This window comes from Streptomyces violascens (assembly GCF_014649955.1).
Classification (GTDB): Bacteria; Actinomycetota; Actinomycetes; order Streptomycetales; family Streptomycetaceae; genus Streptomyces; species Streptomyces violascens.
In genome coordinates, this window is sequence record NZ_BMUA01000016.1 from 102,014 (window position 1) to 126,167 (window position 24,154).

Here is a 24,154-nt window from a genome sequence, read left to right on the forward strand (position 1 = left end):
GAACCGCCCCGCCGCATCCGGCGTGTTGCACTTGACGGCATACATCACCGCAGGATGCGACGGTCAGGCCGGTTCCGGGCAAAATGCGGAACCCGGCGCCCGATCGAGTGATCACGACAGGGGCGCCGTCAACTGCGCACCCCTTATGCGGTCTTGACACGCCTCGTATCAGGCCGCCTTGAAGTAGGCGTTCCAGCCGCCCGGGGGCGCCTGCCCCACCTGGAGGGCGCGGAGCCGGTCGAGCACCTTCGGGTCCTGCACATCGAGCCAGTCCGCGAACTGGCGGAACGACACGAGTCGTACGTCCTCCTTGCCTGCCATCCCCTTCAGCGCTTCCTCGACGGCGTCCATGTAGATGCCGCCGTTCCACTCCTCGAAGTGGTTGCCGATGTAGAAGGGCGCGCGGTTCGTCTCGTACGCGCGCCTGAAGCCCGCCAGATACGAAGCGGTGGCCTGGGCCCGCCAGCCGGGATAGCGCGAAGGCATGCCTTTGGTGGTGTTCTTCGACTGGTTGGCGAGCATGTTGTAGTCCATCGACAGGACCTCGAAGGAATGCCCGGGGAACGGGATGCCCTGGAGCGGGAAGTCCCATACGCCCTCGCGCTTGTCCGGCCACCTCTGACGGCCGCCGGGCGACGAGGCGTCGTAGCGCCAGCCCCGCTCCTTGGCGGTGGGCAGCAGGTTCTCCTGGCCGAGCAGACACGGGGTGCGGCCGCCGACGAGTTCCTTGTGGTAGTCGAACGGCAGCGGGGCCTCGTCGGTCCAGCCGGTGTTGGTGCGCCATTCGGTGACGAAGGAGACCGCCTGGTCGATCTCGTTGTGCCACTGGGCGGCCGTCCAGTTGGCGACCGATCCCGAGCCGGCGCAGAAGTGGCCGTTGAAGTGCGTGCCGATCTCATGCCCCTCCGACCAGGCCTGCCGGGTGTACTTCAGCGTCTCCTTGACGTGCTCGTCGGTGAGGTAGCCGATGTCGGAGGCGCCGACGGGGTTGTTCGGCGGCTTGTAGAGGCTCTTCTTCGACTCGGGGAGCAGATAGAGGCCGGACAGGAAGAACGTCATGCCCGCGCCGTGGTTTCTGGCCAGTTCGAGGAAGCGCGGGAAGAGCCCGTTGCCGACCTCGCCCGCACCGTCCCAGGAGAAGATCACGAACTGCGGCGGAGTCTGGCCGGGTTCGAGCGGAACGGGCCCGTCGGGCTGGTTCGGCTGCTTGCCCGTGTCCGCCGTCGAACCGTCACCGATCAGCCTGGCCTGCGGCTTTGCTGGTTTCGCCGGGCCCGGTCCACGCACCGGCTCACCCCCTGACGAGCCACACCCGGCGAGCCCCGCCGCGGTGACCGCCCCAAGCCCCGCGCCCAGCAATCCCCTTCGACTGATGCCTGGCATGCCTGCTCCCGTCACTCGTCGCACGGACCCCTGATGTGTAGACCGAATGGTCCAGAATTAACCAGATATCCATACAAATTGAGCCGCCCGCCGCTCCACACAGCCCCCGGCATCACCACGCGTAACCACCTGGCAACTCAGCGTTCCCAGCCCACTCGAAAACGGCTTGAACGGCACCCCTCCCGCCTCGGCCGCATGCCCACTGCGCCTTACGTCAGACAAGTCGATCCCCTACCCATTCATGTCACCTTGACGATAACGAGAGGGGGTCCTATCGTCGATCTGACGAAAAGAAAGGGGTCCGGCATGGCCGACATCTCCAGGCGCTTCGGCTGGCGCCATCTGCGTTCCGCGCCCACCTCGCACATCCGGCACCACAAGAACGGCCGTCCCGCCCACGACGGGGTCGGCCTGAGCTTCTGGTTCCAGCCGCTCAGCGCCGCGCTGTCCGAAGTGCCGGTCAACGACCGGGAACTGGCCATGGCCTTCCACGCCCGTACCGCCGACTTCCAGGACGTCACGGTGCAGGCGACCGTGACGTACCGGATCAGCGAGCCGGGCAGCGCCGCCGACCGGCTCGACTTCTCGATCGACCCGGACACCGGGATCTGGCGCGGCGACCCCCTGGAGCAGTTGTCGACGCTGCTCACCGAGACGGCTCAGCAGCACGCCCTCGACGTGCTCGCGCGCACCGAACTCGCGGCCGCCCTGGCCGACGGTGTCGCCGCGGTACGGGAGCGGATCGCGGCCGGGCTCGCGGCGGAGTCCCGGCTGCCCGCGACCGGCATCGAGGTGGTGGCGGTACGGGTCGTCGCGATCCGCCCCGAGCCCGAGGTGGAGCGCGCGCTGCGCACCCCGGCGCGCGAGCGGATCCAGCAGGAGGCGGACCGGGCTACGTACGAGCGGCGGGCGGTGGCGGTCGAGCGGGAGCGGACCATCGCCGAGAACGAGCTCGCCAGCCGCATCGAACTGGCCCGCCGCGAGGAGCAGTTGGTGGAGCAGCGCGGCACCAACACCCGGCGCGAGGCGGAGGAGGAAGCCGCGGCGGACGCGGTACGCACGGAGGCGGAGGCCGCCCGCACGGTACGGCTGGCCCAGGCCGAGGCCGAGGCGGCGCGCGTGTCGGGCGAGGCGAAGGCCGGGGCCCAGGCGGCCTGGCTCCAGGTGCACGGCGAGGCGGACGCGGCGACTCTGCACGCCCTGGCCGCGACGCGGCTGGCCGAGAACCTGCCCAGGATCGACAGCCTCACCCTCTCCCCCGACATGCTCACCACGCTGCTCGACCGGCTCGGCCGGGGTGAGCGGCCGTGAGCCTGGCGCCGCGGGCGGTCCTTGTCCACCGCACCTCGGAGTACGAGGAGTTGCTGGCCCGGCACGGCACGCACGGCCAGGCCGACTTCTTCCTGTCCTCGCGGGACCGGAGCATCCGCGAGGTGGCCGAGCGGCACCATCGGGCACTGCGGGCGCTGGCCGACGTGGCGGCGGCGATTCCCTCGCAGTGGCGCCAGGCCCGGGTCGAGCGGGCCGACCTCGACCGCTTCCTGTTCGCCCCCGAGGACGTGATCGTGGTGGTCGGCCAGGGGCCTGGTCGCCAACGCCGCCAAGTACCTGTCGGGGCAGCCGGTGCTCGGCATCGATCCCGAGCCGGGGCGCAATCCGGGTGTTCTGGTGCGCCACCGGCCGTCGGCCGCCGCGGCACTGCTGCCCGCGGCGGCCTCGCGGGGCTGCGCGGTCGAGGAACTCACCATGGTGGAGGCGCTCACCGACGACAGCCAGCGCCTGCTCGCGCTCAACGAGATCTACCTCGGCGCGCCCGGCCACCAGAGCGCGCGCTACCGCATCGGCCCCGACGACCCGGCCGCCTCCGCCGAGGCGCAGGCCTCCTCCGGCGTCCTGGTCGGCACGGGCACGGGGGCCACCGGCTGGCTGCGCTCGCTGTGGCAGCAGCGCGCGAACGCCCCGGCGCTACCGGCTCGCGCGGATGCCCGCCTGGTGTGGTTCGTACGCGAGGCCTGGCCGTCGCCCGTGACCGGCACCTCGCTCGTGGACGGGGAGTTGTCCCGGACCGAGCGGCTCCGGATCACCGTCGAGTCGGACCGCCTGGTCGCGTTCGGGGACGGCATGGAGTGCGATGCGCTGGACCTGACGTGGGGCCAGTCGGTGAGCCTCGGCGTCTCGGACACGGCGCTGCGGCTGGTGGGCTGAGAGCCTGTGTCGGCATTCCGTGCGGATCGGGCAAGGGCAGGGCTCTGAGCAGCGATCGGCCGCGCGTCAGCGGGCCGTGACGGTCGATTGTCAGTGGCGTACGGCATCGTGATGGATGAGCCCGTACTGCCGAGGGAAGGCTGCCGATGACCGCCACCACCCTGATGACGTCCCATGAACGCTCCGCCGCCCAGGCCTATCTGCGCCTGTTGAACACGGTGCGCGCCGCCCTCGACTCGCCTACGGACCGCCCGCTGGGGCCGCTCGCCCTGGAAGGGGTCATCGCCGAGGCGGACGACGCGCTGGCGCGGGCCGGGCTCGCGGGCAACGAGGCCGAGTTGTTCGCGCTCGTCGGCAGCCTGCACACCGGCGGGGCGCCCACGCAGGGGAAGCCCCGCCCGTGAACGCGGCGGCAGGGGGGCGCCGCGTCAGCGCTTGTGGCCGACGCCGCCGTACATCGCCACCTCGTCGGGGAGTGTGTCGCCCGCCTCCGGACGCCAGCGCGAGCACGACACGACGCCGGGTTCGAGCAGGTCGAGTCCGTCGAAGAACCGGGCCACCTGCTCCGGGGTGCGCTGCGTCAGCTTCGGCGTGCCGTGCTCGTTCCAGAACGCCACCGCGGCGTCGACGTCGGGCATGGCCGGGCTGGTGATGGTGTGCGAGAGCACGAGGTAGCTGCCCGGGGCGAGTTCCTTCATCAGCTCGCGTACGAGGCGCAGCGCCTCGCCTTCGTCGGGGATGAAGATGACGACGCCGAGCAGCATGAGCGCGACCGGCTTGCTCAGGTCGAGGGTCTTCGCCGCGTGTTCCAGGATGGTGGCGGTGTCCCGCAGGTCGGCGTCGAGGTAGTCGGTACGGCCTTCGGGGGTGCTGGTCAGCAGGGCGCGGGCATGCGCGAGGACCAGCGGGTCGTTGTCGACGTAGACGATGCGGGCGTCGGGCGCGATCCGCTGGGCGACCTCGTGGGTGTTGTCGGCGGTCGGCAGCCCGGTGCCGACGTCGAGGAACTGGCGCACCCCCCGGTCGGCCACCAGATGGCGCACGGCCCGCCCGAGGAACAGCCGGTCGGCCAGGGCGTAGTCGCCGATGCCCGGGTGCAGCGATCTGATCTGGTCGCCGACCCCCCGGTCGACGGGGTAGTTGTCCTTGCCGCCGAGCCAGTAGTTCCAGATCCGGGCGGTGTGCGGCTGCGCGGTGTTGATGCGGTCGCGCACATGGTCGGGCGTCGACGAGGGGGTGGGGTTCTCGGTCACGGGTGTGGTCTCCTGAAGGTGCGGCGCTGCGGCGTCAACGGCCAATCTAGATACTCGTGTTGCGAACTGTCACAGAGAACGTGCCGCGGCGCACGGGCATCTCGGACAGGCCCGCACCGGCGGCTTTCACCCCTTCCCCATCTCCCCCCGTCCGAACGGCAGTTGAAGGGTCGACCGCAGCACTGGTAGGAAACTTTCCTGTCCTATACGATTCCCGCGGCGGCTTGGCGCGGTGCCCGAACTCCCCCGTGGGCATGACGCGCTCAGCGAGAGCTCTGATTTGGCCGTCGCGACGCTGCCCCCTGCCCCTCCACAGGGACAGGGGTGCGGCGCCGCGAGCTCCGGTGTCCAGCTCTCGCCGCCCCCAAGGCAGGGAGTCCAGGTATGCGCCTGAACGCCTCCGTTCCCCCCTTCTCGCCACCGCGCCGCCCCACCGTGGGCCTCGCGCTGGCCGCCGTCCTCGTCCTCGTCGCCGGTCTGCTGCTCGCCTGGCCCGACCGGGCCGGGGCCGCCTCCGACCCCCTCATCTCCCGTGACAGGCCCGCGACCGCATCGTCCTCCGAGAGTTCCTCGCTCGGCCCGCAGAACGCGGTCGACGGCTCGGCCACCACCCGCTGGGCCAGCGCCGAGGGCAAGGACCCGCAGTGGATCCAGGTCGACCTCGGCGCCACCGCCGACGTCACCGGAGTCGCCCTCACCTGGGAGGCCGCGTACGCCAGGGCGTACCGCGTGGAGATATCCGCCGACGGCGCCACCTGGACCCGTCTGGCCGCCGAGACCGCCGGGAACGGAGGCGCGGACGACTGGACCGGCCTGTCCGGCAAGGGCCGTTACGTCCGGGTGTACGCCACGGCCCGCGGCACTTCCTACGGCTACTCGCTGTACGACTTCGCGGTGTACGGCACCCTCGGCGGCACCACACCGCCGACCGGCGCGTTCACCGTGGTCGCGGCCGGCGACATCGCCGCCCGGTGCACCGCGTCCGACAGCGCCTGCGCCCACCCCAAGACGGCGGCTCTGGCCCAGAAGATCAACCCGCGCTTCTATCTGACGATGGGCGACAACCAGTACGACGACGCCCGCATAGCCGACTTCCGCGCCTACTACGACAAGACATGGGGCGCCTTCAAGGCGAAGACCCATCCGGTGCCCGGCAACCACGAGACGTACGACCCCGCGGGCACCCTGTCCGGCTACAAGGCGTACTTCGGCGCGATCGCCTATCCGCAGGGCAAGAGCTACTACAGCTACGACGAGGGCAACTGGCACTTCATCGCCCTGGACTCCAACTCCTTCGACCAGACGGCCCAGATCGACTGGCTGAAGTCCGATCTGGCCCGCAACAGCAAGGGCTGCATCGCCGCGTACTGGCACCACCCGCTGTACTCGTCGGGCGGGCACGGCAACGACCCGGTCAGCAAGCCGGTCTGGAAGATCCTCTACGACGCCAAGGCCGACCTCGTCCTCAACGGCCACGACCACCACTACGAGCGGTTCGCCCCGCAGAACCCGGACGGGAAGGCAACTGCCGACGGCATCGTGGAGATCGTCGGCGGCATGGGCGGCGCCGAGCCGTACCCCATCGAGCAGGTCCAGCCCAACAGCCAGAAGCGGATCAGCGGCCAGTACGGCGTCCTGAAGCTCGACCTCAACGACTCCGGCTACACCTGGAGTTACGTCGGCACCGACGGCCAGGTCAAGGACTCCGCACCGAACTACACCTGCCACTGATGTACCTGGCGACCACCGGTCGCCGGGACGCGCCGCCCCCGTCCGCCGCCGGCGGGCCCGGGCGGCGCGTCCCCGCCACCGTCCTCGCGCTCGGCACGGTCAGCCTCGTCACCGATGTGTCATCGGAGATGGTGACGGCGGTCCTGCCGCTCTACCTCGTGGTCGGCCTCGGCCTCTCCCCCCTCCAATTCGGCTTCCTGGACGGCCTGTTCAACGGCGCGGCCGCCGTCGTGCGTCTGCTCGGCGGGCACGCCGCCGACCGCGGCGGGCGCCACAAACGCGTCGCCGGGCTCGGCTACGCCCTCTCCGCCTGCTCCCGCCTCGGCCTGCTCCTCGCGGGCGGCGCCACCGGCCAGATCGTCGCGGCGCTCGCCGTCGACCGCGTGGGCAAGGGCATCCGCACCGCGCCCCGCGACGCGCTGATCACCCTGAGCAGCCCGCCGCACCTGCTCGGCCGTGCCTTCGGCGTGCACCGCGCGATGGACACGACGGGCGCCCTGCTCGGCCCGCTCGCCGCGTTCGCCCTGCTGTGGGCGACGGCGGACGCCTACGACGCGGTGTTCGTCGTCAGCTTCTGCACGGGCCTGCTCGGCGTCCTCCTGCTCGTCCTGTACGTCCCGGCCACACCGGCAGAACCATCAACTGGCCGACGGATCAACCCATTTGGAGCCCTGCGCAGCACGGCCTTCCGGCGGATCCTGTGCGCCGCGGCTCTGCTGGGCGCGGCGACCGTCGGGGACTCCTTCGTCTATCTGCTGCTGCAGCGCGGGCTCGACATCCCGGTCGGGTGGTTCCCGCTGCTTGCGCTCGGGTCCGCGGCGGCGTATCTGCTGCTCGCGATCCCGGCGGGTCGCATCGCGGACCGCGTCGGCCGCCGGCTGCCGTTCCTGTACGGCCATGTCGCGCTGCTCGGCGTGTACGCGCTGCTGCTCTTCCCGGCCCGCGGACCCGCCCTCGCGCTCGTCGCGCCCGTGCTGATCCTGCTCGGGGCCTTCTACGCGGCGACGGACGGCGTGCTCATGGCGCTGGCCGCCCCGGAGCTTCCGGAGGGCGGGCGGGCCGGCGGGCTCGCCCTGCTCCAGACCGCCCAGGCGCTGACCCGGCTCCTCGGCACGGCGGGGTTCGGCGCCGCCTGGACGGTGTGGGGTCCTGGCCAGGCGCTGTGGGCGGCGACCGCCGCGCTGCTCGTGTCCCTCGCGGGCGGCTGGGCGCTGCTGCCCGGCACACCGACCGCCGATCCGGAAAGGCCCACCGCATGAGCCCCCGCGTGAAACTCGCCGTCGTGGTCGTCGCCGTCCTGCTGCTCGCGACCGGCTCGCTCGGCTACGTACTGCACTCGGCACACCGAGGACCCCAACAGGCCGCCGCAGACGGCTCGTTCACCTTGGAAGGCCCTGGCTTCTACTTCCGGGACACGGCCACCGGGCGCATCGCCCGACTGCCGCTCGGCGCGCCACGCGGTGCCCGCACCGGCGGCGGTCCCGTGTGCGAGCGGTTCTACGCCGCTGGGGACACCGTGGTGTGTCTGCGGCGGGACCCCGGGGTGCCGCCCCGCGCGTACGCCGTCATTCTCGACCGCCGCCTGCACGAGGTACGCCGGATCGCCGTGCCCGGCATCCCGAACCGGGCCCGGGTCTCCGCCTCGGGACGGATGCTCTCGTGGACCGTGTTCGCCGTGGGCGACTCGTACGCCACCACCGCCTTTTCCACCCGCACCTCGATCCTGGACCTGCGCACCGGCTATCTCATCAAGTCGATGGAGGAGATCCCGCTCACCCTCGGCGGCACCCGCTATCACGCCCCCGACGTCAACTACTGGGGTGTGACGTTCGCTCGCGACGACAACCGGTTCTACGCGACCGTCTCGACGAAGGGGCGGACGTATCTCGTGGAGGGGAACATGGCGGACTGGTCCGCCAAGTCCCTGCGGGAGAACGCAGAATGTCCCTCGCTCTCCCCCGACAACACGCGCATCGCCTTCAAGAAGAAGGTCTCGGACGACCCCGCCGCGCCGTGGCGGCTGTACGTCCTCGATCTCACGACGCTCGGCGAACACCCCCTGGCCGAGCGCCACAGCGTCGACGACCAGGCGGCCTGGCTGGATGACCGTACGGTGGCGTACGCACTGCCCGGCCGGGCAGGCCGCGCGAGCGATGTGTGGACCGTGCCGGCCGACGGCAGCGGCGCCCCCGAACTCGCCGCGGAGGGCGCCTCGTCTCCCGTCGTGGTGCGCTGAACTACTGCCCGATGCGCGCCGGTATCTCCTGCCAGCCGAAGGCGATGAAGGACGGAATCTGCTTCAACTCATCCGCCTTTACGGCCAGTTCGAGATCGGGGAAGCGGTCGAAGAGGGCCGGAAGGGCGGTGAGGGCTTCCATCCGGGCGAGCGGGGCGCCGATGCAGCGGTGCACACCGATGCCGAAGGCGAGGTGGTCGTCGGCGCCGCGGGCGGCATCGAAGGTGTGCGCGTCGGCTCCGAAGTGCGCCGGGTCGAGGCCCGCGGCCGCGTACGTGGTGATGATCGCGTCGCCCGCCGGAATGGTGACGCCGTCGACCGTGATGTCGCCGATCGCGAACCGCAGCGGGAGATTGGCGATCGAGGGATGGGCGCGGAGGGTCTCGTCGACGACGGCGTCCCAGCTGACCGCGCCCGAGCGGACGGCCGCCAGCTGCGCCGGGTCGTCCAGGAGCGCGACGATGGCATTGCCGATGAGGTTGACGGTGGTCTCGAACCCGGCACCGATGACCAGGAGCAGCGTGTGGACGAGCTCCTCGGCACTCAGCCGGTCGCCGTCCTCGTTGCGCACCTTGATGAGCTCGGTGGTCATGTCGTCGCCGGGCCGCTCGGTCTTGTACGCGACGAGGGCGGGGAGCACGGTGGCGATCTGCTCCTGCACGAACGCGGCGTGCTGCGGGCTCGGGTCGGAGGTGTCCATGATGGCGGCGATCAACGCCCCGGTGGACTCGGTCAAGTGGTCCGGCACGCCGAAGAGCTCGCAGATGAGACGCATCGGCAGCGGGTGGGCGTAGCCCGACTTGAGGTCGACGGGCCCGCCCGACGCCGCGGCTTCGCCGAGCCCGTCGAGGAGTTCGGCCGTGATCGCCTCGACTCGGCCGCGCATCGCCTCGGTACGCCGCGCCGTGAAGCTGGGCGCGACGAGCCTGCGCAGCCGGGTGTGGTCGGGGCCGTAGGTGGACAGCATGTTGATCACGCCGACCCAGCCCAGGATCCAGCCCCACTCGGGGTGCCGGCCCAGCTCCGGGAAGAGCGCCCAGTGCCGGCGCGGGTCCTTGCTGACCCGGGGGTCGAGGATCAGCGTCTTGAGGGTGTCGTAGCCGGTGGGCGCCCAGGCGGGGATGCCGCCCGGCAAGGTGACCGGAACGATCGGCCCGAGTGCGCGCAGGCGGGCGCTCTCGGCGGCTATGTCCGCCCCGAACGGGTCGAGGGGCACACGGGTGGGCACGGTCGTCATCCTCGGTCACTCCTGACTATGCGTGTGATGAACCTGCCAAGTACACACTGCTGTTGACCGTTCCAGCGCGCTTCCTGGGCGAGTCGTGATCAAGTCGGCGAATCTTCCTGGCTTTTTCCCCGCGTCTTCACCTGCTCCTCCAGCGCGCCCGCGACCTGGCCGAACCAGGCCGCGTGGGCGCGGGCGCTGCACGGGGATTCGGGGTTCCAGGCCAGGATGCGCGCCCCGGCCTCCAGAGCGCGCCAGGCGGCGACGGACCGCAGCTCGCCGAGCGGGGCCGCGTTCGACCGGACATCGACGAGAGCTATGCCGGGCCGCAGTTCGGCCGCCGCCGGCCACCCGGTCGTGCGCCAGTTGGCACCCGCCCCCTCCCCCGGTTCGATGAGATCCACGCCGTACTCCGCGAGGGCCCTCAGCTCGGGCCAGGCCTGCGGGCGCGCCAGGTGGACCTCGTCCGGACTCGCCGGGGAGAGCGCGAGGACGCGCGGCCGGGGGGTGCGCGCGGCGGCCGCACGCAGGCGGCTCTCGGCGGCGAGCAGAGCGGCGGCATCCTCCCGCGGAGCCCCCAACGACCGTGCCAGATCGGCGAATCGGCCCCGTATTCGAGCCGGCGTGTGCGCCTGGCCCACGTCCAGGACGACCACCGGAACCCGCTCCTCCAGGTGCTTGGCCGTCTCGGGGTCGAGCCCGTAGACCTGGCCGCCGCCGTAGCTGACGGCGACGACGAGGTCCGGCTCCGGGGCGAGCAGCGCCTCCACGTCGAGGTCCGCTCCCGCTCCCAGACAGCCGACCTCGTCCAGCGGCAGCGCGCCGGACTTGGCCGGGTCGGGCTCCGGGCCGTCGTGGAAGGAGCCGAACACCGCGAGGGGGCGTATCCCCAGGTCCTCCAGTGTCGCGCCGGCCTGGATGTAGGCCACCACGCGGGACGGAGGTGCTGCCGCCGCCGACATCTGTCCACGGTCGTCCGAGAATCGCCAGGCCGTCTGCTCCATGACGCCATCCGCCCCCAATGCGGTCGCGTTGCCGGCTCGTGCGAAGCCGGTTCCCCGCCTGACTGCCCAACGCTCGGGATCGCCACGCCAGTTCCCGCTCCGGGCCGCCAACTGCCGTTCGGGTCCAGGTTTCTGTGCCGAGGGCCATGAGTGCGGAGTACGCCGTTTCCGCCGCGCCCCGCTCGCTCCGTCATGTCGGCGCCCGGTGCGGCGTGGGCCGCCGCCATCCCCGCGCTGTGCTGCGAGAACCCGCCCGGGCGGAACCCGCCGGGACGGACCGCCCGGCACGGCCGTTTCGAGCCGTACGGCGAGGATGTGGGCGACGTCGGGCCCGGCGGCTTCTAGTCTGCGGGGCCATGAACACGACACGCCTCGTGGGTCTCGGCCTCGCCGCGGCCCTTACATGCGCCGGCGCCCTGTTGTTCAGCGTGGACACTCCGGCGAACGCCGACACGGCCGACCTGACGTTCAGCACCGACCGGGACACGGTCACCCCCGGCTCCACCGTGGACCTGACGATGACGCTCACCAACACGCAGTCGACGGAGCTGCGGTTCGTCTACCAGTCGATCCAGCCGACCTGGGACACCAGCAGCCAGGCGGGCCTCAAGTACGCCCTCGTCTCGTGCGAAACGGCGGGCGCCGACTGCAAGGACACCGCCAAACTGGGCCTCAACTACGAGGTCCCGCTCGCCCCCGGGGCCAGCCGCACGGTGACCCTGACGTACCGCGTCGCCGCGGATTCCGCGTGCGGGCTCAGCCTGGGCTTCTCCTCGTACCTCTACTACGAGTACGGCAGCGGCCTGTTCTCCACGAGCGACACCTACAACACCCCGGACATCCGCGTCGACTGCCCGCCCGCGCACTCCTGAGCCGTGCCCTCGCACAGCCGTGGCCCCGGCATCGGCACCGGGGCCACGAGCTCTTTCCGTGCGCTAGCGCGTGGCGCCGCGGAAGCGTCGGTAGAGGACGCCGCCGCCAAGGAGCAGTGCGGCCGACGCGGGGATCGCGAGCCCGATGCCGTCGGCGCCGGTGTGGGCCAGCGTGGCCCCCTGCGGCACGGGGAGCGCGCGGGAGGCCGGGACGGGGGCGGGCGCCGGGTGCACGGGAGGCGCGACCGGGTGATGGCGAACCGGCGTGGAGTGGTTCACCGAAGTGTTGCCCACGGCCGGGTTGAGCGCGCCGACGACGCTGACCGAGTTCCCGGAGATGTTGACAGGGAGATCAACGGGGAGCTGGAGACCGTTGCCCGAGAGCACCCCGGGCGAATCCTTTCCTCGACCTGACGCGGAGGCTCCGCCGGTGTGGCCGGAGTGCTCGGAACCCGCCTTGGCGCCGTGGTGGGCGCCCGAGGCGTTGACGCACGTGTTGCCCGAACTGGGGTTGAGCAGCCCGAGTACGTCGACGGTGTTCCCGCATACGTTGACCGGGACGTTGACCGGAAGCTGCACGGAATTGCCCGCCAGCACGCCCGGGGAGGAGTCAGCGCTGCCGCCCGCGTGGGAGTCCGCGTAGGCGTAGCCGGTCGCGGCCAGCACACCGCCCGTGGCCACCACCGTGACCAGGCCTTTCATGGCGACCCGTCTCATTGGTTTCCTGCCTTCCGGAGGTTGTCGCGGGCCACTCGCCCGCACCGCCATCAACTCCGGAGAAGCCTGATGGGTTATGCCTAATACGCCTTTCACCCCATCGAGTGGCCTGATTATCGATTTGAGTCAACTACATGATGTTTGCTGCTTTATGTACCTGTATGTACGCCAGCGACAAGGCGTCCCACACCTGGTCGAATGGGTCCAGGGGCGGCCCCTGCCCCATGTCCGGCTCATGGCAGGATCGACGACCGGAGGTCGGTGGGGAGTCCCTGGCCGGAGCGGGTCTGGGGGATGTCGGTGAGCGGGGACACGAAAGCCCGGGTGCGGGCCGCGGGGCCGGAACCGGCCCCCGCCGGAGTTCGGCGGCCCTTCGCCACGCCGGCGCTCCGATCGCCCGGCCGAGCCGAACGCAGCCTCAAGCGCTTCGTACGTTTCCTCGGACGAAACCTGCTCCGCGAGTTCCGCTCCATCGTCGCCGAGCCCGTACGCGAGCTCGTGCGGCGCGGCCTGTCCGGCATTCTCATCGCGGTGCTGGCGTCCGCCGCGGTGCTCTCGCTGCACGCGGTGGACCAGCACCGCACCGGCGCGGTACTGGTGCGGCTCGTCTCGCACGTGCGGGGCGACATCCCGCTCCCGCTCGTGCTGCTGCGTACGCCGCTCTCGCTGTTCGTCCCGGCCCGTGACATGCCCGCCCTGCCGGGCATCCCCGTGCTGTTCCTCGGCTTCGCGCTGGCCCAGCTGGTGCTGGGGCGCAGGCGGACCCTGCTGGTGGCGTACGCCGTGTCGCTCGCGGGCACGCTCAGCGCGCGCGTCATGATCGCGGTGGGGCCCAGGTGGTGGGGGCTGCCGCCCGAGGCCGCCCATGTCGTCGACACCGGGGCCTCCGCCGCCGTGGTGGGCCTCTTCGCCCACATCGCCACGGTGAAGCGGGCGCCCGTCCTGTTCTTCTTCGCGGTCACCCCGACCGTGATCAGATCCTTCGAGAAGCCGAACCTGGCCGGCCGGGAACACATCGTCGCCATCACGTTCGCCGTGGTCCTCGGCTTCCTCGCCACCCGGAAGTCCAGGAAGCCGGCACCCGTCGGCATGACTCGTCCGGCCTGAGGCCGGGGCCGCGGCTCACTCGTCCTCGTTGCCGCCACGCGTGCAGGCCACCACACCGGCCACATCGGCGAACCGGGCGGTGAGGACGGCCGGGTCGCCGCGGCCGACCGCCGAGATCTGCACCTCCGCCGGGTCCCCGGTGCCTCCCGCCCTCAGCATCTGGAGCCCCCCGACGGTGAACCCGGCCCGCTCGCACTGCTCCATGAGCTCCTGAAGCAGCCCGGGGCGCTGCTCGTACGCGATCCGGAAGGACGAGGCCACCGACCGCATGGCGGGCAGCCGGTGGGCTATCGGGCGGACCACGTAGGCGGCGACGAAGTACGCGGCGGTCGCCAGGACCGAGAGCAACGGCAGGCCCGCGGCCGCGGCAGCGCCCACGGCCGCCGTCAGCCAGATCGTGGCGGCCGTGGTGAGGCCCTGGACAGAGCCCCGGTGCACGAAGATCACCCCGGCGCCGATGAAGCCGACCCCCGACACGATCTGCGCCGTCACACGGGACGGGTCGAGCTCGATGGTCCCGACGTGCAGGACATCGGCGAACCCGTACTTGCTGACCAGCGTGAACAGCGCCGCGCCGACGCCGACCGTGGTGTACGTCCGCAGCCCCGCGGCCTTCTGGCGGATCTCCCGCTCCAGGCCGATGGCCGCGGAGAGCAGGAACGCCAGGCCGAACTCGCCCGCCTGGAGCCACCCCTGCCCACTCGGCTCCAGCGCCCCGGCCGCCAGCAGCACCATCCCGTGCCCCTTCCCACGCCTACCGCACGAACAGGCTCCGCCTACCCGTACAGCCACATTCCATGAGGCCCCGCCGCTTGGCTCAGCGGCAGCGGAGCGCGGCGTACAGGTCGAGCTTGTGCTCCAGGCGGGAGAGGTCGCGGCCGGTGAGGACCTCGATGCGCTGGATGCGGTAGTGGACGGTGTTGACATGCAGGTGCAGGGCCTCGGCGGTGCGCGCCCAGGATCCGTTGTGCGCGAGGAAGGACTCCAGGGTCTCCCGGAGCATCCGCGAGGACGTGTTGTCGTCGGCCAGGGGGCCCAGGACGCGGTCGTGGTAGGCGGCCCGGACATCGGCGGGGATGCCGGCGAGCAGCCCCTCCAGCGTGGTCAGGTCCTCCACGGAGTCCAGCCTCGCCCCGTCGGGTGCCTTCGAGCGGGCCGTGGCCAGGGCGTATCGGGCGCCGGTCAGGCTGGAGTTGAGCCGGTCCGGCGAGGTGACCTCGGCGCCGATGCCGCCATGCAGCGGGACCAGCGGTGCACAGGCGTGCGCCACGGGCCACAACTCGCCCAGTTTCACGGCCGGTCCGGGCCCACCCTGGACCACGGCCACCACCTCGCCGTGCGGGAGCCGGCCGAGGGCGAACGGCCGGTCGGGGGTGTGGCGCAGGGCCTCGGCGAGGGCGTCGGCCGCCGCGCCGTGGTCGGCGTCGGCCTTCGCGGCGGCGGTCAGGACGTGGAACGGGCCGTCGTGGGACAGCCCGCAGGCGGTGAGCGCGCCGCGCAGCGCGGAGAGGTCGGGGATCGGCGCGTCGATGAGCCGGACCAGGTCACCGGCCCGCCGCCGGGCCTCCTTCCTCGCCCGGTCCCGGCCGTACCGGTGGTCGGCGAACACGTCCGCCGTCTCGTGCAGGAGCCGCGGCGGGGCGGTGGCCGCGTCGGCGAGGTGCAGGTACCAGCTGTCGTACGGCGAACTGTCGGTGTCGATGCGCAGGGTGAGGCCGTCGGGCGCGCGGCGCAGCAGCTCCCGGGCTCGCTGCGCGGGGATCGCGGGGGCCTTGGGGGTGCGCGCGACGGTGCGCCCGGTCGGTGTCAGTACGTAGCAGTCCGGGGCGCCGAGGTGGGCGAGCGCGCGGTCGAGCAGAACGTCGGGCTCCGCGCCCGCCCGGACGAGGTCGCTGAGCTCGCTGCGGACGTTCTCGGGCAGGGCGTAGCGGTGCGAGGTGGGCCGCCTGCTGAGGTCGCCCCACTGGCGCAGTTAGACGGCCTCGGTGATGGCCCGGAAGTTGGTGCGCGAGGGCACGGCGAGCAGCGCGATGCCGTTCTCGCGGCACGACCGGGTCAGCTCGTCGGGTACGGCGCCGTGCGTCTCCTCGCCGGCCAGGAGCGCCGCCGCGCCCGCGGTCGCCAGCGCCGAGACGAAACGGCTGATTTTCTCCGTCCCGTTCCCGGGGCTCCACCACACCAGACCGCTGAGCACGACCTCGCCCGGCCGCAGGAAGCGGGTCGGGTCCTGCAGGTCGGTGGCGGTCACCCCGGTGATCTCCCGGACGAGCTGCTGCTCGTCGCCCCAGAGCAGTTCCAGGTCGAGCGATTCGAGACGCAGGAGGTCTTCGACGTGCATGAGTGGCTCCTTGGTGCGGGTGCCGGGCCGCTGGCACCGGTTCTCGCATTCACCAGGTGAATATGAGTTTCTGCATCGTAGATACAAGGCTAGCTGGCCGATACACCTCTTGTTTGATCATCCAGAGACGGCTCGGCCCTCTGGTGGTTTTCCGTGTGACGCACCAGTCGCGCCGGACCGGGACACGTTGCTTCACTCCCCCCGGCGAACAGGCGGCGGAGGGCCCGGGTCGAGGGCGCCGGTGCCCCAGGGCCGAGGGTGCGGATGCCCCGAGACCCTCAACTCCACTCCGCGCGGCGGAAGTTCCCCGATGAGCGCGGCGTCAGAACGCCCCGAAAACGCCGAAAGCCGCATCGGAATGATTCCGATGCGGCTTCGACCTACGACTCTTACGAGTCGGGACGACAGGATTTGAACCTGCGACCCCTTGACCCCCAGTCAAGTGCGCTACCAAGCTGCGCCACGTCCCGGTGCCCGTCTGACCTGGGGTTTCCCCCGGCCGTTCGTGCATGAGAACCATACCGCACTCTGGGACCCCGACAGGAACGGGGGACAATCGGCACATGGAGAGTTCGACGCACCGCGATCGTGATACCGAGGGTCGGGCGCGCAACGCGCGGCCCAGGGACGGGCTCGGCCGGCCGCTGCCCTATGGCGCCGACGGGGTGGCCCGCCAGCCGGAGGGCGTGGCCAGGTCCCCCGAGGAGACGGTGCGGGAGGCGCAGCGGCTGCTCGACGCGGGGATGCCGTTCCACGCCCACGAGGTGTTCGAGGACGCGTGGAAGTCGGGCCCGGCCCAGGAGGAGCCGCTCTGGCGGGGGTTGGCGCAGCTCGCGGTGGGACTGACGCATGCCGCGCGCGGCAACGCGAAGGGCGGGGCCTCGCTCCTCGATCGCGGCACGGGCTCGCTCGCCACGTACGCGGCGCGCGACGGCGCACCGACCTACGGGATCGATCTGGCCGGGCTAGCCGTATGGGCACGCGAGCTGGCGGACCGGCTGCCGGGCCCGGTGGACGCGGCGGCCGAGGCACCCCGGATCACCCGCTGAGCAGAACCACTTCGAGGGTGCGGGGGCCGTGCACGCCCTCCACCCGGTCGAGTTCGATGTCGCTGGTGGCGGAGGGACCCGAGATCCAGGTCAGCGGGCGGCGCGGGTCGAGCCGGGACATGGCCTGCGGGACGGAGGCGACGACCTGGTCCGGCACCCGTACGACGCAGATGTGATGGTCCGGTACGAGGGAGATGCGGCGGCGGCCCTGGCCCGGGCCCGCGTCCAGGACGATGGTGCCGGTTTCGGCGATGGCCAGGGCACAGCCGGTGACGACGCTGTCGACGGCGTCCAGTTCGGCCGCCGTCGAGTCCGGGGTGTCGTCGATGCGTACGGCCGTGGCGCCCGACAGCCATTCCCGGGGCAGCCCGTCCGGCACAAGGACGCTCCCGGAGCCGCGTGCGGCGAGCAACTCCGTGATGAGAGGCCCGGCCGCGTCCGTGCGGTGCACGACCGCGCGGTAGTCGGCGAGGTTCTCGTGCAGGAGGTCGAGCACGGCCACCGGGTCGTCGGGGGTGTGGCTCGTCAGGTAGTCGCGGGTGATGGCGGGGGCCGCCGGGGCGTCGGCCACGGCGGTCCGGACGCGGGCCAGGATGCGGTCGCGTGAGCTCATGTGCGGTTCTTCTTCCACCAGTCACGGAAGGGTGCTTCGGGGAGTTCCGGCAGGTCGCGGCTGTCGGTCCAGGCCTGCGCGCCGGGCGGTCGCTTCGGATGCAGCGCCCGGGTCCTCGCCATCGCCCGCTCCCCCGCCGCCATGACGGCGGGACGGTCCATGGCCCAGCCGACCGCCTTCATCGCCGCCTTCTCCAGGCGGTGTCCCCGCCCGCCCTGGCCTGCGACCTTCTCGCGGAGGTGGACCAGGACTTCCGGGATGTCGATCGCCACCGGGCACACCTCGTAGCAGGCGCCGCACAGCGAGGAGGCGTACGGCAGCGAGGCGTCGATCCCGCTCGTCGTGCCGCGGAGTTGAGGGGTGAGGATGGCGCCGATGGGGCCCGGGTAGACCGAGCCGTACGCGTGGCCGCCGGCGCGTTCGTACACCGGGCACACGTTGAGGCAGGCCGAGCAGCGGATGCAGCGCAGCGCCTGGCGGCCGATGTCGTCGGCAAGCGCGTCGGTGCGGCCGTTGTCGAGCAGGACGAGGTGGAAGGTCTGGGGGCCGTCACCGTCGGCGGTACCGGTCCACATGCTCGTGTACGGGTTCATCCGCTCGGCCGTCGAGGAGCGCGGCAGGGTCTGGAGGAACACTTCCAGGTCCTGCCAGGTGGGGACCACCTTTTCGATGCCGACGACCGAGATCAGGGTCTCGGGCAGGGTCAGGCACATGCGCCCGTTGCCCTCGGACTCGAAGACGACCAGGGTGCCGGTCTCGGCGACCATGAAGTTGGCGCCCGAGATTCCCACCTTGGCGCGCAGGAATTTCTCGCGCAGATGCAGTCGGGCCGCCTCGGCGAGGTCGGCGGGCGTGTCGGTGAGCCCGTCGGGGGCGGGCCTGCCCCAACTGCCCATCTTTTCGAGGAAGATGTCGCGGATCTCGCCGCGGTTGCGGTGAATGGCCGGGACGAGGATGTGCGAGGGCCGGTCGTCGCCGAGCTGGACGATGAGCTCGGCGAGGTCGGTCTCGTAGGCGTGGATGCCTTCGGCGGCGAGCGCCTCGTTGAGGCCGATCTCCTGGGTGGCCATGGACTTCACCTTGACCACCTCCGTCTCACCGGTGGCCTTGATCAGGTCGGCGACGATCCGGTTGGCCTCGTCCGCGTCGGCGGCCCAGTGGACGGTGCCCCCGGCCGCGGTGACCGACTCCTCCAACTGCACCAGATAGCGGTCGAGGTGGCGGAGGGTGTCGTCCTTGATGCGCTTGCCGGCCTCGCGCAGCTGCTGCCAGTCGGCGAGTTCGGCGACCGCCTTGGCTCGCTTGTCGCGGATGGTGTGCGTGGCGTGACGCAGATTGCCGCGCAGGGTGGTGTCGCGTACGGCGTCGTGGGCCGCCCGGGGGAACGGAGGGAACGCCGGCATGCCGACGAAGGTGCCGCTCATACGTGGGGCTCCGCTTCCGTGCTGCCCAGGATCTCGGCGATGTGCAGGGCCCGCAGCGGGGCGTCCTGGCGGTGGAGGATGCCGCCGAGGTGCATCAGGCAGGAGTTGTCGGCGCCGCACAGCACCTCGGCTCCGGTGGCGGCGGCGTTGCGTACCTTGTCGGTGCCCATCGCCGCCGAGACGTCCGGGTTCTTGACGGCGAAGGTGCCGCCGAAGCCGCAGCACTCCTCGGCGCCGGGCAGTTCGCGCAGCTCCAGGCCCTTGACCGCTTCGAGGAGCCGGCGCGGCCGGTCGCCGAGGCCGAGCAGGCGCAGGCCGTGGCAGGAAGGGTGGTAGGTGACCGTGTGCGGGAAGTACGCGCCGACGTCGGTCGTGCCGAGTACGTCGACGAGGAACTCGGTCAGCTCGTACATGCGCGGCACGAGAAACTCCGCGGCCTCGGCCAGGTCGGCGCCCCGCCGCTGCGCTGCGGCTCTGCGCGCGATGCGGGGATAGTTGTCGCGGACCATCGCCGCACAGGAGCCGGAGGGGGTGACGATGTGGTCGTAGCCCTCGAAGACCCGGCCCATCCGGCGCACCAGTGGCTCGGTCTCGTGCCGGTAGCCCGTATTGAACTGCGGCTGCCCGCAGCACGTCTGCCCGGCCGGGAAGTCGACCTCGACCCCGAGCCGTTCGAGCAGCTTCACCGTCGCGATGCCGGTGGCCGGGTACACCGCGTCATTGACGCAGGTGACGAAGAGTGCGACTCGCATGGTCGGAGGATATGCCGCGCGAGTGGTTCAGGGTAGGACCGTGATCAGCGGAGATTACGGCCGAATCGGGGCATGCGTTCCGGAAGCCAGTGCATAGACATCGGACAACTCCCTTGCGTGAACGGGTAGTTGACGCAAGGACTCACCACACCAGCGGAAGTTCCTCCGGCGAGCGGTGGATCATCGTGGGGCGCATGACGACGGGTCTCTCCTCGGCCAGGCGCAGTCCCGGCAGCCGAGTCGTCAGGAGTTCCAGGGTGATCCGGAGCTGTTCGCGGGCCAGGGCGGAGCCCGGGCAGCCGTGCACGCCGTACCCGAAGGCGAGGTGGCGCGCGGGCGGGCGGGTGATGTCGAAGACGTCGGGGCGTTCATGGCGGCTCGGGTCGCGGTTGGCGGATCCGAACGCGACGAACACCACGGCCCCGACGGGGAGTTCGGTGCCGGACAGGACGACCGGGCGGGTCGTGATGCGGCGGAAGCCCTGGATCGGGCTGTCGTAGCGGGCGGCCTCCTCGACGGCGGCCGGGATCAACTCGGTCTTCCGGCAGAGGAGTTCCCACTGTGTGGGGTGGTGCATCAGGTGCAGCAGCGTCGAGCCGATCAGCGCGCTCGTGGTGAGGTGCCCGGCGAGCAGGAAGTTCTGCAGATGGGCCACCATCTCGTGGCGCTCGTCCAGGGTGAGCTCGGTGGTGGGCGACTCGCCGCCCGGAGCGAGTGCGCTGATCAGCGAGGTGCACAGGTCGTCCCGGGGGTGGGCGTGCCGTGCTCGTACGTAGGTGTCGAGGAGGTGCTGCATCTCGACGACGTCGCGGGCCGCCGCGAGCTGGTCCCTCTCGGACATCGGCCGGAACAGGAGCTGCTCGGCGCGGTAGCCGCCGTGCACGACGAGCGGGACGTCCGCCTCGTCGAGGCCCACCAGGCGGCCGATGACCTGGCCGGGCAGTTTGAGCGCGAACTCCGCCATGAGGTCGGCCGAGCCACGGTCCGCGAAGGCGTCGATCAGCTCGGTGGCACGCTCCACCGCGTACGGCACGACCGCGGCGACGTGTGCGGGCGAGAGGCCGTGCACAATCGGGGCGCGCAGCCGCTGGTGCAGGGCCCCGTCGGAGCTGACCACGACGGGGCGGCCGCCGAATCCGCGGCCCATCTCGGCGAGCACCGTGGGCCCCGGCAGAACGTCGGGACGCAGCACATTGGCGGAGGAGAACGCCTCGGGGCGGCGCAGGACTTCGCGTACGTCCGCGTCCCGGGCCACCAGCCAGGCGTCGAGCTCCGGCACGAAGGTCAGTCCTTCGGCGTGCCGGGCCCGCGCATAGTGCGGATAGGGGTCGCGCTGCAGCGCGTCGAGCCGAGCGTGCTCATGCCTGTCCACAGGCCCATCGTCTACGACGTCCGGCCACATCGGAAGAGCGCCGTACGGGCGGAACGTGGCGCTTTCGCCGCCGGAACCCTGCCGGGGGCCCGGCGGCGGGCGCGTACACCTCAGGCGGTCCGGTCGAGCACCCCGATGAGGCGGGTGACGGTCGCGGCCATCGCCTGGCGGCCGACCGTCAGATAGGTGCGGGCGTCCACCGCTTCGGGGTGGGCGGCGAGATAGGCGCGGATCGCGTCGGTCATGGCGATGTTCAGCGCGGTGCCGATGTTGACCTTGGCGATGCCGCCGGCCACCGCGGCCGACAGTGCGTCGTCCGGGACGCCGGACGAGCCGTGCAGGACCAGCGGAACCCGCAGCGCGTCGTCGAGCCCGGCGAGGAGGGCGTGGTCCAGTTCGGCGGTGCGCGAGGTCATGGCGTGGACGCTGCCGATGGCGACGGCGAGCGCGTCGACGCCCGACTCGGCGACGAACTGCCGCGCCTCGTCGGGGTCGGTGCGCGCACCGGGCGCGTGCGCGTCAAGGGGCGCCTTGCCGTCCTTGCCGCCGACCTCCCCCAACTCGGCCTCGATCCACAGCCCTTGGGTGTGCGCCCAATCGGCGGCGGCCCTCGTCGCGGCCAGGTTCTCCTCGTACGGCAGATGGGCCGCGTCGTACATCGCGGAACTGAATCCGGCGTCGGCGGCCTGGCGCAGGAGTTCGTCCTGCTTGACGTGGTCGAGGTGGAGCGCGACCGGTACGGCGGCGGCTTCGGCGGCCGCGGCGGCGGCGCGGGCGAGCGGCAGGACCCGGCCGTAGCGGAACTTGACCACGTTCTCGCTCACCTGGAGGACGACCGGCGACTTGGCTGCCTCGGCGCCCGCGATGACGGCCTCGGCGTGTTCCAGCGTGATGATGTTGAAGGCCGCGACGGCGCGGCGTTTGGCGGCGGCATCGGCGACGAGTGTGCCGGTCCGGGCGAGTGGCATCAGTGCTTCCCCTTCACCTGTGTCACGTAGGTCGGTGTCACGCGTTCGTCTGCGTCAGGAGCCGTCGAGGATGACCGAGCGGGTGAGGTGGCGCGGCCGGTCCGGGTCGAGTCCGCGGGCGGCCGCGACGGCGACGGCGAGGCGCTGCGCGCGGACGAGTTCGGCGAGCGGGTCGAGGCGGCCCTCGATCCACAGGGCGCCGGTGGCGGCCACCTGTTCGGCCAGGCCCTCGGGGGCCTGGCCGAACATCCAGGTGGCGGTCGTGGTGGTGGAGATGCTGATGGGGCCGTGGCGGTACTCCATCGCCGGGTAGGCCTCGGTCCAGGACAGGGACGCCTCGCGCATCTTGAGGGCGGCTTCCTGGGCGAGCCCGTTGGTCCAGCCGCGGCCGAGGAAGCTGAACTGGGTCGATTCCACGAGGCCTTCGGGCAGCGGCTCGGCGAGCGCGGTGCGGGCGTCGGCGACGGCCTGCTCGGTGTGCAGCCCGAGGTGGGCGCGGAGCAGCGTGAACGCGGTGGTGGCGAAGCGGGTCTGGACGACCGACTCCTCGTCCGCGAAGTCGAGCAGCACGATGTCGTCGGCGGCCCGCATCACCGGGGTCGCGGGGTCGGCCGTGACGGCGGTGGTACGGGTCCGGCCGCGCACCAGCGCGAGGAGGTCGAGCACCTCGGTGGTGGTACCGGAACGGGTCAGGGCGACGACCCGGTCGTAGCTGCGCGAGGCGGGGAATTCGGAGGCGGCGAAGGCGTCGGTCTCACCCAGGCCCGCGCTCTCGCGGAGCGCGGCGACGGCCTGCGCCATGAAGAAGGAAGTGCCGCAGCCGACGACGGCGACCCGCTCGCCGGGGGCCGGCAGGGCGTCCTTGTGCTGGACGGCCAGTTCGGCCGCCCGCTTCCAGCATTCGGGCTGACTGCTCAGTTCGTTCGCGACATGGCTCATGCCGGGCTCCCACCCTCCGAAATCTGACACTCTCTGGACCTGACGCGCACATGCTTGTTTCTGCAAAATATAGCTCGCTTTCGAGCACAATCAAGCATCCAGCCGTGCGCTAAGGTCATTACGGACGGTTACCGGTACGAAGAATGGAGGGCGCGGATGTCTCGCGATGCCCGCTGGCAGACGCTCCTCGAACTGCTCGTGGAGCAGGGCCGCCTGGACGTCGACGAGGCGGCGACCGCCCTCGGGGTCTCCGCCGCGACGATCCGCCGCGACTTCGACCAGCTCGCCGAGCAGCAGATGCTGGTGCGCACCCGGGGCGGCGCGCTCGTCCACGGCGTCTCCTACGAGCTCCCGCTGCGCTACAAGACCGCGCGCCAGGCCTCAGAGAAGCAGCGCATCGCGAAGGCGGTGGCGGACCTGGTCGCCCCGGGCGAGGCGGTCGGCCTCACCGGCGGCACCACCACGACGGAGGTCGCCCGCGCCCTGGCCGTACGGCCCGAACTGGCCGCCGGATCACCGGCGTTGACGATTGTCACCAACGCGCTCAACATCGCGAACGAACTCGCGGTGCGGCCGCAGTTCAAGATCGTGGTGACGGGAGGGGTGGCCCGCCCCCAGTCGTACGAGCTCACGGGGCCGCTCGCGGGCGGGGTGCTGAATCAGATCACGATGGACGTGGCGGTGCTCGGCGTCGGCGCCTTCGACGTGACGCACGGAGCCTCGGCCCACGACGAGGACGAGGCCGGCATCAACCGTCTGCTGTGCGAGCGCGCCGAACGGGTCGTGGTGGCCGCCGACTCCACGAAACTGGGCAAGCGGACGTTCGCCCGAATCTGCGCGACGAGCCAGGTGGGCACGCTGGTGACGGACACGGCAGTCTCGCAGGAGACGGTGACCGCGTTCACGGAGGCGGGCGTGAGAGTGCTGACGGTCTGAGCACCCATCGGCATGACGCCCCGTCAACCA

Annotated in this window: 23 protein-coding genes, 1 tRNA gene and 1 pseudogene; 10 read left to right on the top strand and 15 right to left on the bottom strand. The window is 71.5% G+C overall.

Annotated elements, in window-relative coordinates; genetic code table 11:
• Positions 1–168: 168 nt before the first annotated feature.
• Positions 169–1,383 carry a polysaccharide deacetylase family protein gene (locus IE206_RS27365; RefSeq protein WP_189966619.1) on the bottom strand — a complete coding sequence of 405 codons (1,215 nt, stop codon included), beginning with the start codon at positions 1,381–1,383 and terminating at the stop codon, positions 169–171.
• A gap of 306 nt (positions 1,384–1,689) precedes the next feature.
• Between IE206_RS27365 and IE206_RS27370 the strand changes: the two genes are divergently transcribed.
• The 3 genes and pseudogenes from IE206_RS27370 to IE206_RS27380 all read left to right on the top strand — a co-directional run bounded on the left by IE206_RS27370 (position 1,690) and on the right by IE206_RS27380 (position 3,992).
• On the top strand, positions 1,690–2,694 hold the full coding sequence (locus IE206_RS27370) for an SPFH domain-containing protein (protein ID WP_189966621.1): 1,005 nt from the start codon (positions 1,690–1,692) through the stop codon (positions 2,692–2,694).
• Positions 2,691–3,588: pseudogene (locus tag IE206_RS27375) on the top strand (hypothetical protein). Before IE206_RS27370 ends, IE206_RS27375 begins: the two are co-directional and overlap by 4 nt.
• Positions 3,589–3,734: 146 nt before the next feature.
• Entirely contained in the window at positions 3,735–3,992 is a 258-nt protein-coding gene (locus IE206_RS27380; RefSeq protein ID WP_189966623.1) for a hypothetical protein, read from the top strand.
• Positions 3,993–4,016: 24 nt separating this feature from the next.
• Here IE206_RS27380 and IE206_RS27385 read toward each other — a convergent pair whose 3' ends face one another.
• Positions 4,017–4,841: an SAM-dependent methyltransferase gene (locus IE206_RS27385; RefSeq protein WP_189966625.1), complete on the bottom strand. Its 825-nt coding sequence runs from the start codon at positions 4,839–4,841 to the stop codon at positions 4,017–4,019.
• A 384-nt stretch (positions 4,842–5,225) separates the two neighbouring features.
• Here IE206_RS27385 and IE206_RS27390 point away from each other — a divergent pair, with 384 nt between their 5' ends.
• The 3 genes from IE206_RS27390 to IE206_RS27400 are packed head-to-tail and all read left to right on the top strand — an operon-like array spanning position 5,226 to position 8,808.
• On the top strand, positions 5,226–6,572 hold the full coding sequence (locus IE206_RS27390) for a discoidin domain-containing protein (RefSeq protein WP_189966627.1): 1,347 nt from the start codon (positions 5,226–5,228) through the stop codon (positions 6,570–6,572).
• On the top strand, positions 6,572–7,831 hold the full coding sequence (locus tag IE206_RS27395; RefSeq protein WP_189966629.1) for an MFS transporter: 1,260 nt from the start codon (positions 6,572–6,574) through the stop codon (positions 7,829–7,831). Before IE206_RS27390 ends, IE206_RS27395 begins: the two co-directional genes overlap by 1 nt.
• Positions 7,828–8,808, top strand: a complete 981-nt coding sequence (locus tag IE206_RS27400) for a TolB family protein (RefSeq protein ID WP_189966631.1) — start codon at positions 7,828–7,830, stop codon at positions 8,806–8,808. Before IE206_RS27395 ends, IE206_RS27400 begins: the two co-directional genes overlap by 4 nt.
• 1 nt (position 8,809) lies before the next feature.
• On the opposite strand, the gene IE206_RS27405 is transcribed toward IE206_RS27400, so the two are convergent.
• Positions 8,810–10,045 (bottom strand): cytochrome P450 family protein, encoded by a 1,236-nt coding sequence (locus tag IE206_RS27405; protein WP_189966633.1) that lies wholly within the window; start codon positions 10,043–10,045, stop codon positions 8,810–8,812.
• An 89-nt stretch (positions 10,046–10,134) separates the two neighbouring features.
• Positions 10,135–11,037 carry a TroA family protein gene (locus IE206_RS27410; RefSeq protein ID WP_189966635.1) on the bottom strand — a complete coding sequence of 301 codons (903 nt, stop codon included), beginning with the start codon at positions 11,035–11,037 and terminating at the stop codon, positions 10,135–10,137.
• A gap of 356 nt (positions 11,038–11,393) precedes the next feature.
• On the opposite strand from IE206_RS27410, the gene IE206_RS27415 reads away from it, so the two are divergent.
• Positions 11,394–11,909 (top strand): COG1361 family protein, encoded by a 516-nt coding sequence (locus IE206_RS27415; protein ID WP_189966637.1) that lies wholly within the window; start codon positions 11,394–11,396, stop codon positions 11,907–11,909.
• A gap of 63 nt (positions 11,910–11,972) precedes the next feature.
• Here the strand turns inward: IE206_RS27415 and IE206_RS43440 are convergent, their stop codons facing one another.
• A complete protein-coding gene (locus IE206_RS43440; RefSeq protein ID WP_189966639.1) occupies positions 11,973–12,626 on the bottom strand; it encodes a chaplin in 654 nt (217 codons plus the stop codon).
• Positions 12,627–12,926: 300 nt separating this feature from the next.
• On the opposite strand from IE206_RS43440, the gene IE206_RS27425 reads away from it, so the two are divergent.
• Entirely contained in the window at positions 12,927–13,733 is an 807-nt protein-coding gene (locus IE206_RS27425; RefSeq protein ID WP_189966641.1) for a hypothetical protein, read from the top strand.
• Positions 13,734–13,748: 15 nt separating this feature from the next.
• Here IE206_RS27425 and IE206_RS27430 read toward each other — a convergent pair whose 3' ends face one another.
• The 4 genes from IE206_RS27430 to IE206_RS27440 form a co-directional block, all read right to left on the bottom strand.
• Positions 13,749–14,468, bottom strand: a complete 720-nt coding sequence (locus IE206_RS27430; RefSeq protein ID WP_189966642.1) for an MgtC/SapB family protein — start codon at positions 14,466–14,468, stop codon at positions 13,749–13,751.
• A gap of 82 nt (positions 14,469–14,550) precedes the next feature.
• Complete coding sequence (locus tag IE206_RS43445) at positions 14,551–15,342, bottom strand: PucR family transcriptional regulator (RefSeq protein ID WP_308433951.1); 792 nt, start codon at positions 15,340–15,342, stop codon at positions 14,551–14,553.
• Between the two features lie 363 nt (positions 15,343–15,705).
• A complete protein-coding gene (locus IE206_RS43450) occupies positions 15,706–16,071 on the bottom strand; it encodes a PucR family transcriptional regulator ligand-binding domain-containing protein (RefSeq protein WP_308433952.1) in 366 nt (121 codons plus the stop codon).
• Between the two features lie 396 nt (positions 16,072–16,467).
• Positions 16,468–16,541, bottom strand: a tRNA-Pro gene (locus IE206_RS27440).
• A 93-nt stretch (positions 16,542–16,634) separates the two neighbouring features.
• On the opposite strand from IE206_RS27440, the gene IE206_RS27445 reads away from it, so the two are divergent.
• On the top strand, positions 16,635–17,120 hold the full coding sequence (locus IE206_RS27445; protein ID WP_189966644.1) for a DUF309 domain-containing protein: 486 nt from the start codon (positions 16,635–16,637) through the stop codon (positions 17,118–17,120).
• On the opposite strand, the gene IE206_RS27450 is transcribed toward IE206_RS27445, so the two are convergent.
• From IE206_RS27450 to IE206_RS27475, 6 genes are all read right to left on the bottom strand, one after another.
• Positions 17,110–17,733, bottom strand: coding sequence for a LutC/YkgG family protein (locus IE206_RS27450; RefSeq protein WP_189966646.1), 624 nt, complete (start codon positions 17,731–17,733; stop codon positions 17,110–17,112). The two genes, IE206_RS27445 and IE206_RS27450, sit on opposite strands and share 11 nt — an antisense overlap.
• Positions 17,730–19,157 carry a LutB/LldF family L-lactate oxidation iron-sulfur protein gene (locus IE206_RS27455; protein WP_189966648.1) on the bottom strand — a complete coding sequence of 476 codons (1,428 nt, stop codon included), beginning with the start codon at positions 19,155–19,157 and terminating at the stop codon, positions 17,730–17,732. Before IE206_RS27455 ends, IE206_RS27450 begins: the two co-directional genes overlap by 4 nt.
• Positions 19,154–19,909: a (Fe-S)-binding protein gene (locus IE206_RS27460; RefSeq protein WP_189966650.1), complete on the bottom strand. Its 756-nt coding sequence runs from the start codon at positions 19,907–19,909 to the stop codon at positions 19,154–19,156. The genes IE206_RS27455 and IE206_RS27460 overlap by 4 nt, the downstream gene beginning before the upstream one ends.
• Before the next feature lie 142 nt (positions 19,910–20,051).
• Positions 20,052–21,281, bottom strand: coding sequence for a cytochrome P450 (locus tag IE206_RS27465; protein WP_189966652.1), 1,230 nt, complete (start codon positions 21,279–21,281; stop codon positions 20,052–20,054).
• A 110-nt stretch (positions 21,282–21,391) separates the two neighbouring features.
• On the bottom strand, positions 21,392–22,249 hold the full coding sequence (locus IE206_RS27470) for a class II fructose-bisphosphate aldolase (RefSeq protein ID WP_189966654.1): 858 nt from the start codon (positions 22,247–22,249) through the stop codon (positions 21,392–21,394).
• 54 nt (positions 22,250–22,303) lie between these two features.
• The gene (locus IE206_RS27475) at positions 22,304–23,188 is read right to left on the bottom strand and encodes an SIS domain-containing protein (RefSeq protein WP_189966656.1); all 885 of its coding nucleotides are present in this window, start codon (positions 23,186–23,188) and stop codon (positions 22,304–22,306) included.
• Between the two features lie 156 nt (positions 23,189–23,344).
• Between IE206_RS27475 and IE206_RS27480 the strand changes: the two genes are divergently transcribed.
• Entirely contained in the window at positions 23,345–24,124 is a 780-nt protein-coding gene (locus tag IE206_RS27480) for a DeoR/GlpR family DNA-binding transcription regulator (protein WP_189966658.1), read from the top strand.
• Positions 24,125–24,154 lie beyond the last annotated feature (30 nt).

Excerpts from the sequence above, each read along its gene's own strand:
- IE206_RS43440 (WP_189966639.1), bottom strand. The coding sequence starts at position 12,626 with ATGAGACGGGTCGCCATGAAAGGCCTGGTCACGGTGGTGGCCACGGGC.
- IE206_RS27410 (WP_189966635.1), bottom strand. The coding sequence starts at position 11,037 with ATGGAGCAGACGGCCTGGCGATTCTCGGACGACCGTGGACAGATGTCG.
- IE206_RS27480 (WP_189966658.1), top strand. The coding sequence starts at position 23,345 with ATGTCTCGCGATGCCCGCTGGCAGACGCTCCTCGAACTGCTCGTGGAG.
- IE206_RS27455 (WP_189966648.1), bottom strand. The coding sequence starts at position 19,157 with ATGAGCGGCACCTTCGTCGGCATGCCGGCGTTCCCTCCGTTCCCCCGG.
- IE206_RS27380 (WP_189966623.1), top strand. The coding sequence starts at position 3,735 with ATGACCGCCACCACCCTGATGACGTCCCATGAACGCTCCGCCGCCCAG.
- IE206_RS27405 (WP_189966633.1), bottom strand. The coding sequence starts at position 10,045 with ATGACGACCGTGCCCACCCGTGTGCCCCTCGACCCGTTCGGGGCGGAC.
- IE206_RS27475 (WP_189966656.1), bottom strand. The coding sequence starts at position 23,188 with ATGAGCCATGTCGCGAACGAACTGAGCAGTCAGCCCGAATGCTGGAAG.
- IE206_RS27460 (WP_189966650.1), bottom strand. The coding sequence starts at position 19,909 with ATGCGAGTCGCACTCTTCGTCACCTGCGTCAATGACGCGGTGTACCCG.
- IE206_RS27430 (WP_189966642.1), bottom strand. The coding sequence starts at position 14,468 with ATGGTGCTGCTGGCGGCCGGGGCGCTGGAGCCGAGTGGGCAGGGGTGG.
- IE206_RS27445 (WP_189966644.1), top strand. The coding sequence starts at position 16,635 with ATGGAGAGTTCGACGCACCGCGATCGTGATACCGAGGGTCGGGCGCGC.
- IE206_RS27470 (WP_189966654.1), bottom strand. The coding sequence starts at position 22,249 with ATGCCACTCGCCCGGACCGGCACACTCGTCGCCGATGCCGCCGCCAAA.
- IE206_RS27450 (WP_189966646.1), bottom strand. The coding sequence starts at position 17,733 with ATGAGCTCACGCGACCGCATCCTGGCCCGCGTCCGGACCGCCGTGGCC.
- IE206_RS43450 (WP_308433952.1), bottom strand. The coding sequence starts at position 16,071 with ATGCACGTCGAAGACCTCCTGCGTCTCGAATCGCTCGACCTGGAACTG.
- IE206_RS27365 (WP_189966619.1), bottom strand. The coding sequence starts at position 1,383 with ATGCCAGGCATCAGTCGAAGGGGATTGCTGGGCGCGGGGCTTGGGGCG.
- IE206_RS27400 (WP_189966631.1), top strand. The coding sequence starts at position 7,828 with ATGAGCCCCCGCGTGAAACTCGCCGTCGTGGTCGTCGCCGTCCTGCTG.
- IE206_RS27395 (WP_189966629.1), top strand. The coding sequence starts at position 6,572 with ATGTACCTGGCGACCACCGGTCGCCGGGACGCGCCGCCCCCGTCCGCC.
- IE206_RS27415 (WP_189966637.1), top strand. The coding sequence starts at position 11,394 with ATGAACACGACACGCCTCGTGGGTCTCGGCCTCGCCGCGGCCCTTACA.
- IE206_RS27390 (WP_189966627.1), top strand. The coding sequence starts at position 5,226 with ATGCGCCTGAACGCCTCCGTTCCCCCCTTCTCGCCACCGCGCCGCCCC.
- IE206_RS27370 (WP_189966621.1), top strand. The coding sequence starts at position 1,690 with ATGGCCGACATCTCCAGGCGCTTCGGCTGGCGCCATCTGCGTTCCGCG.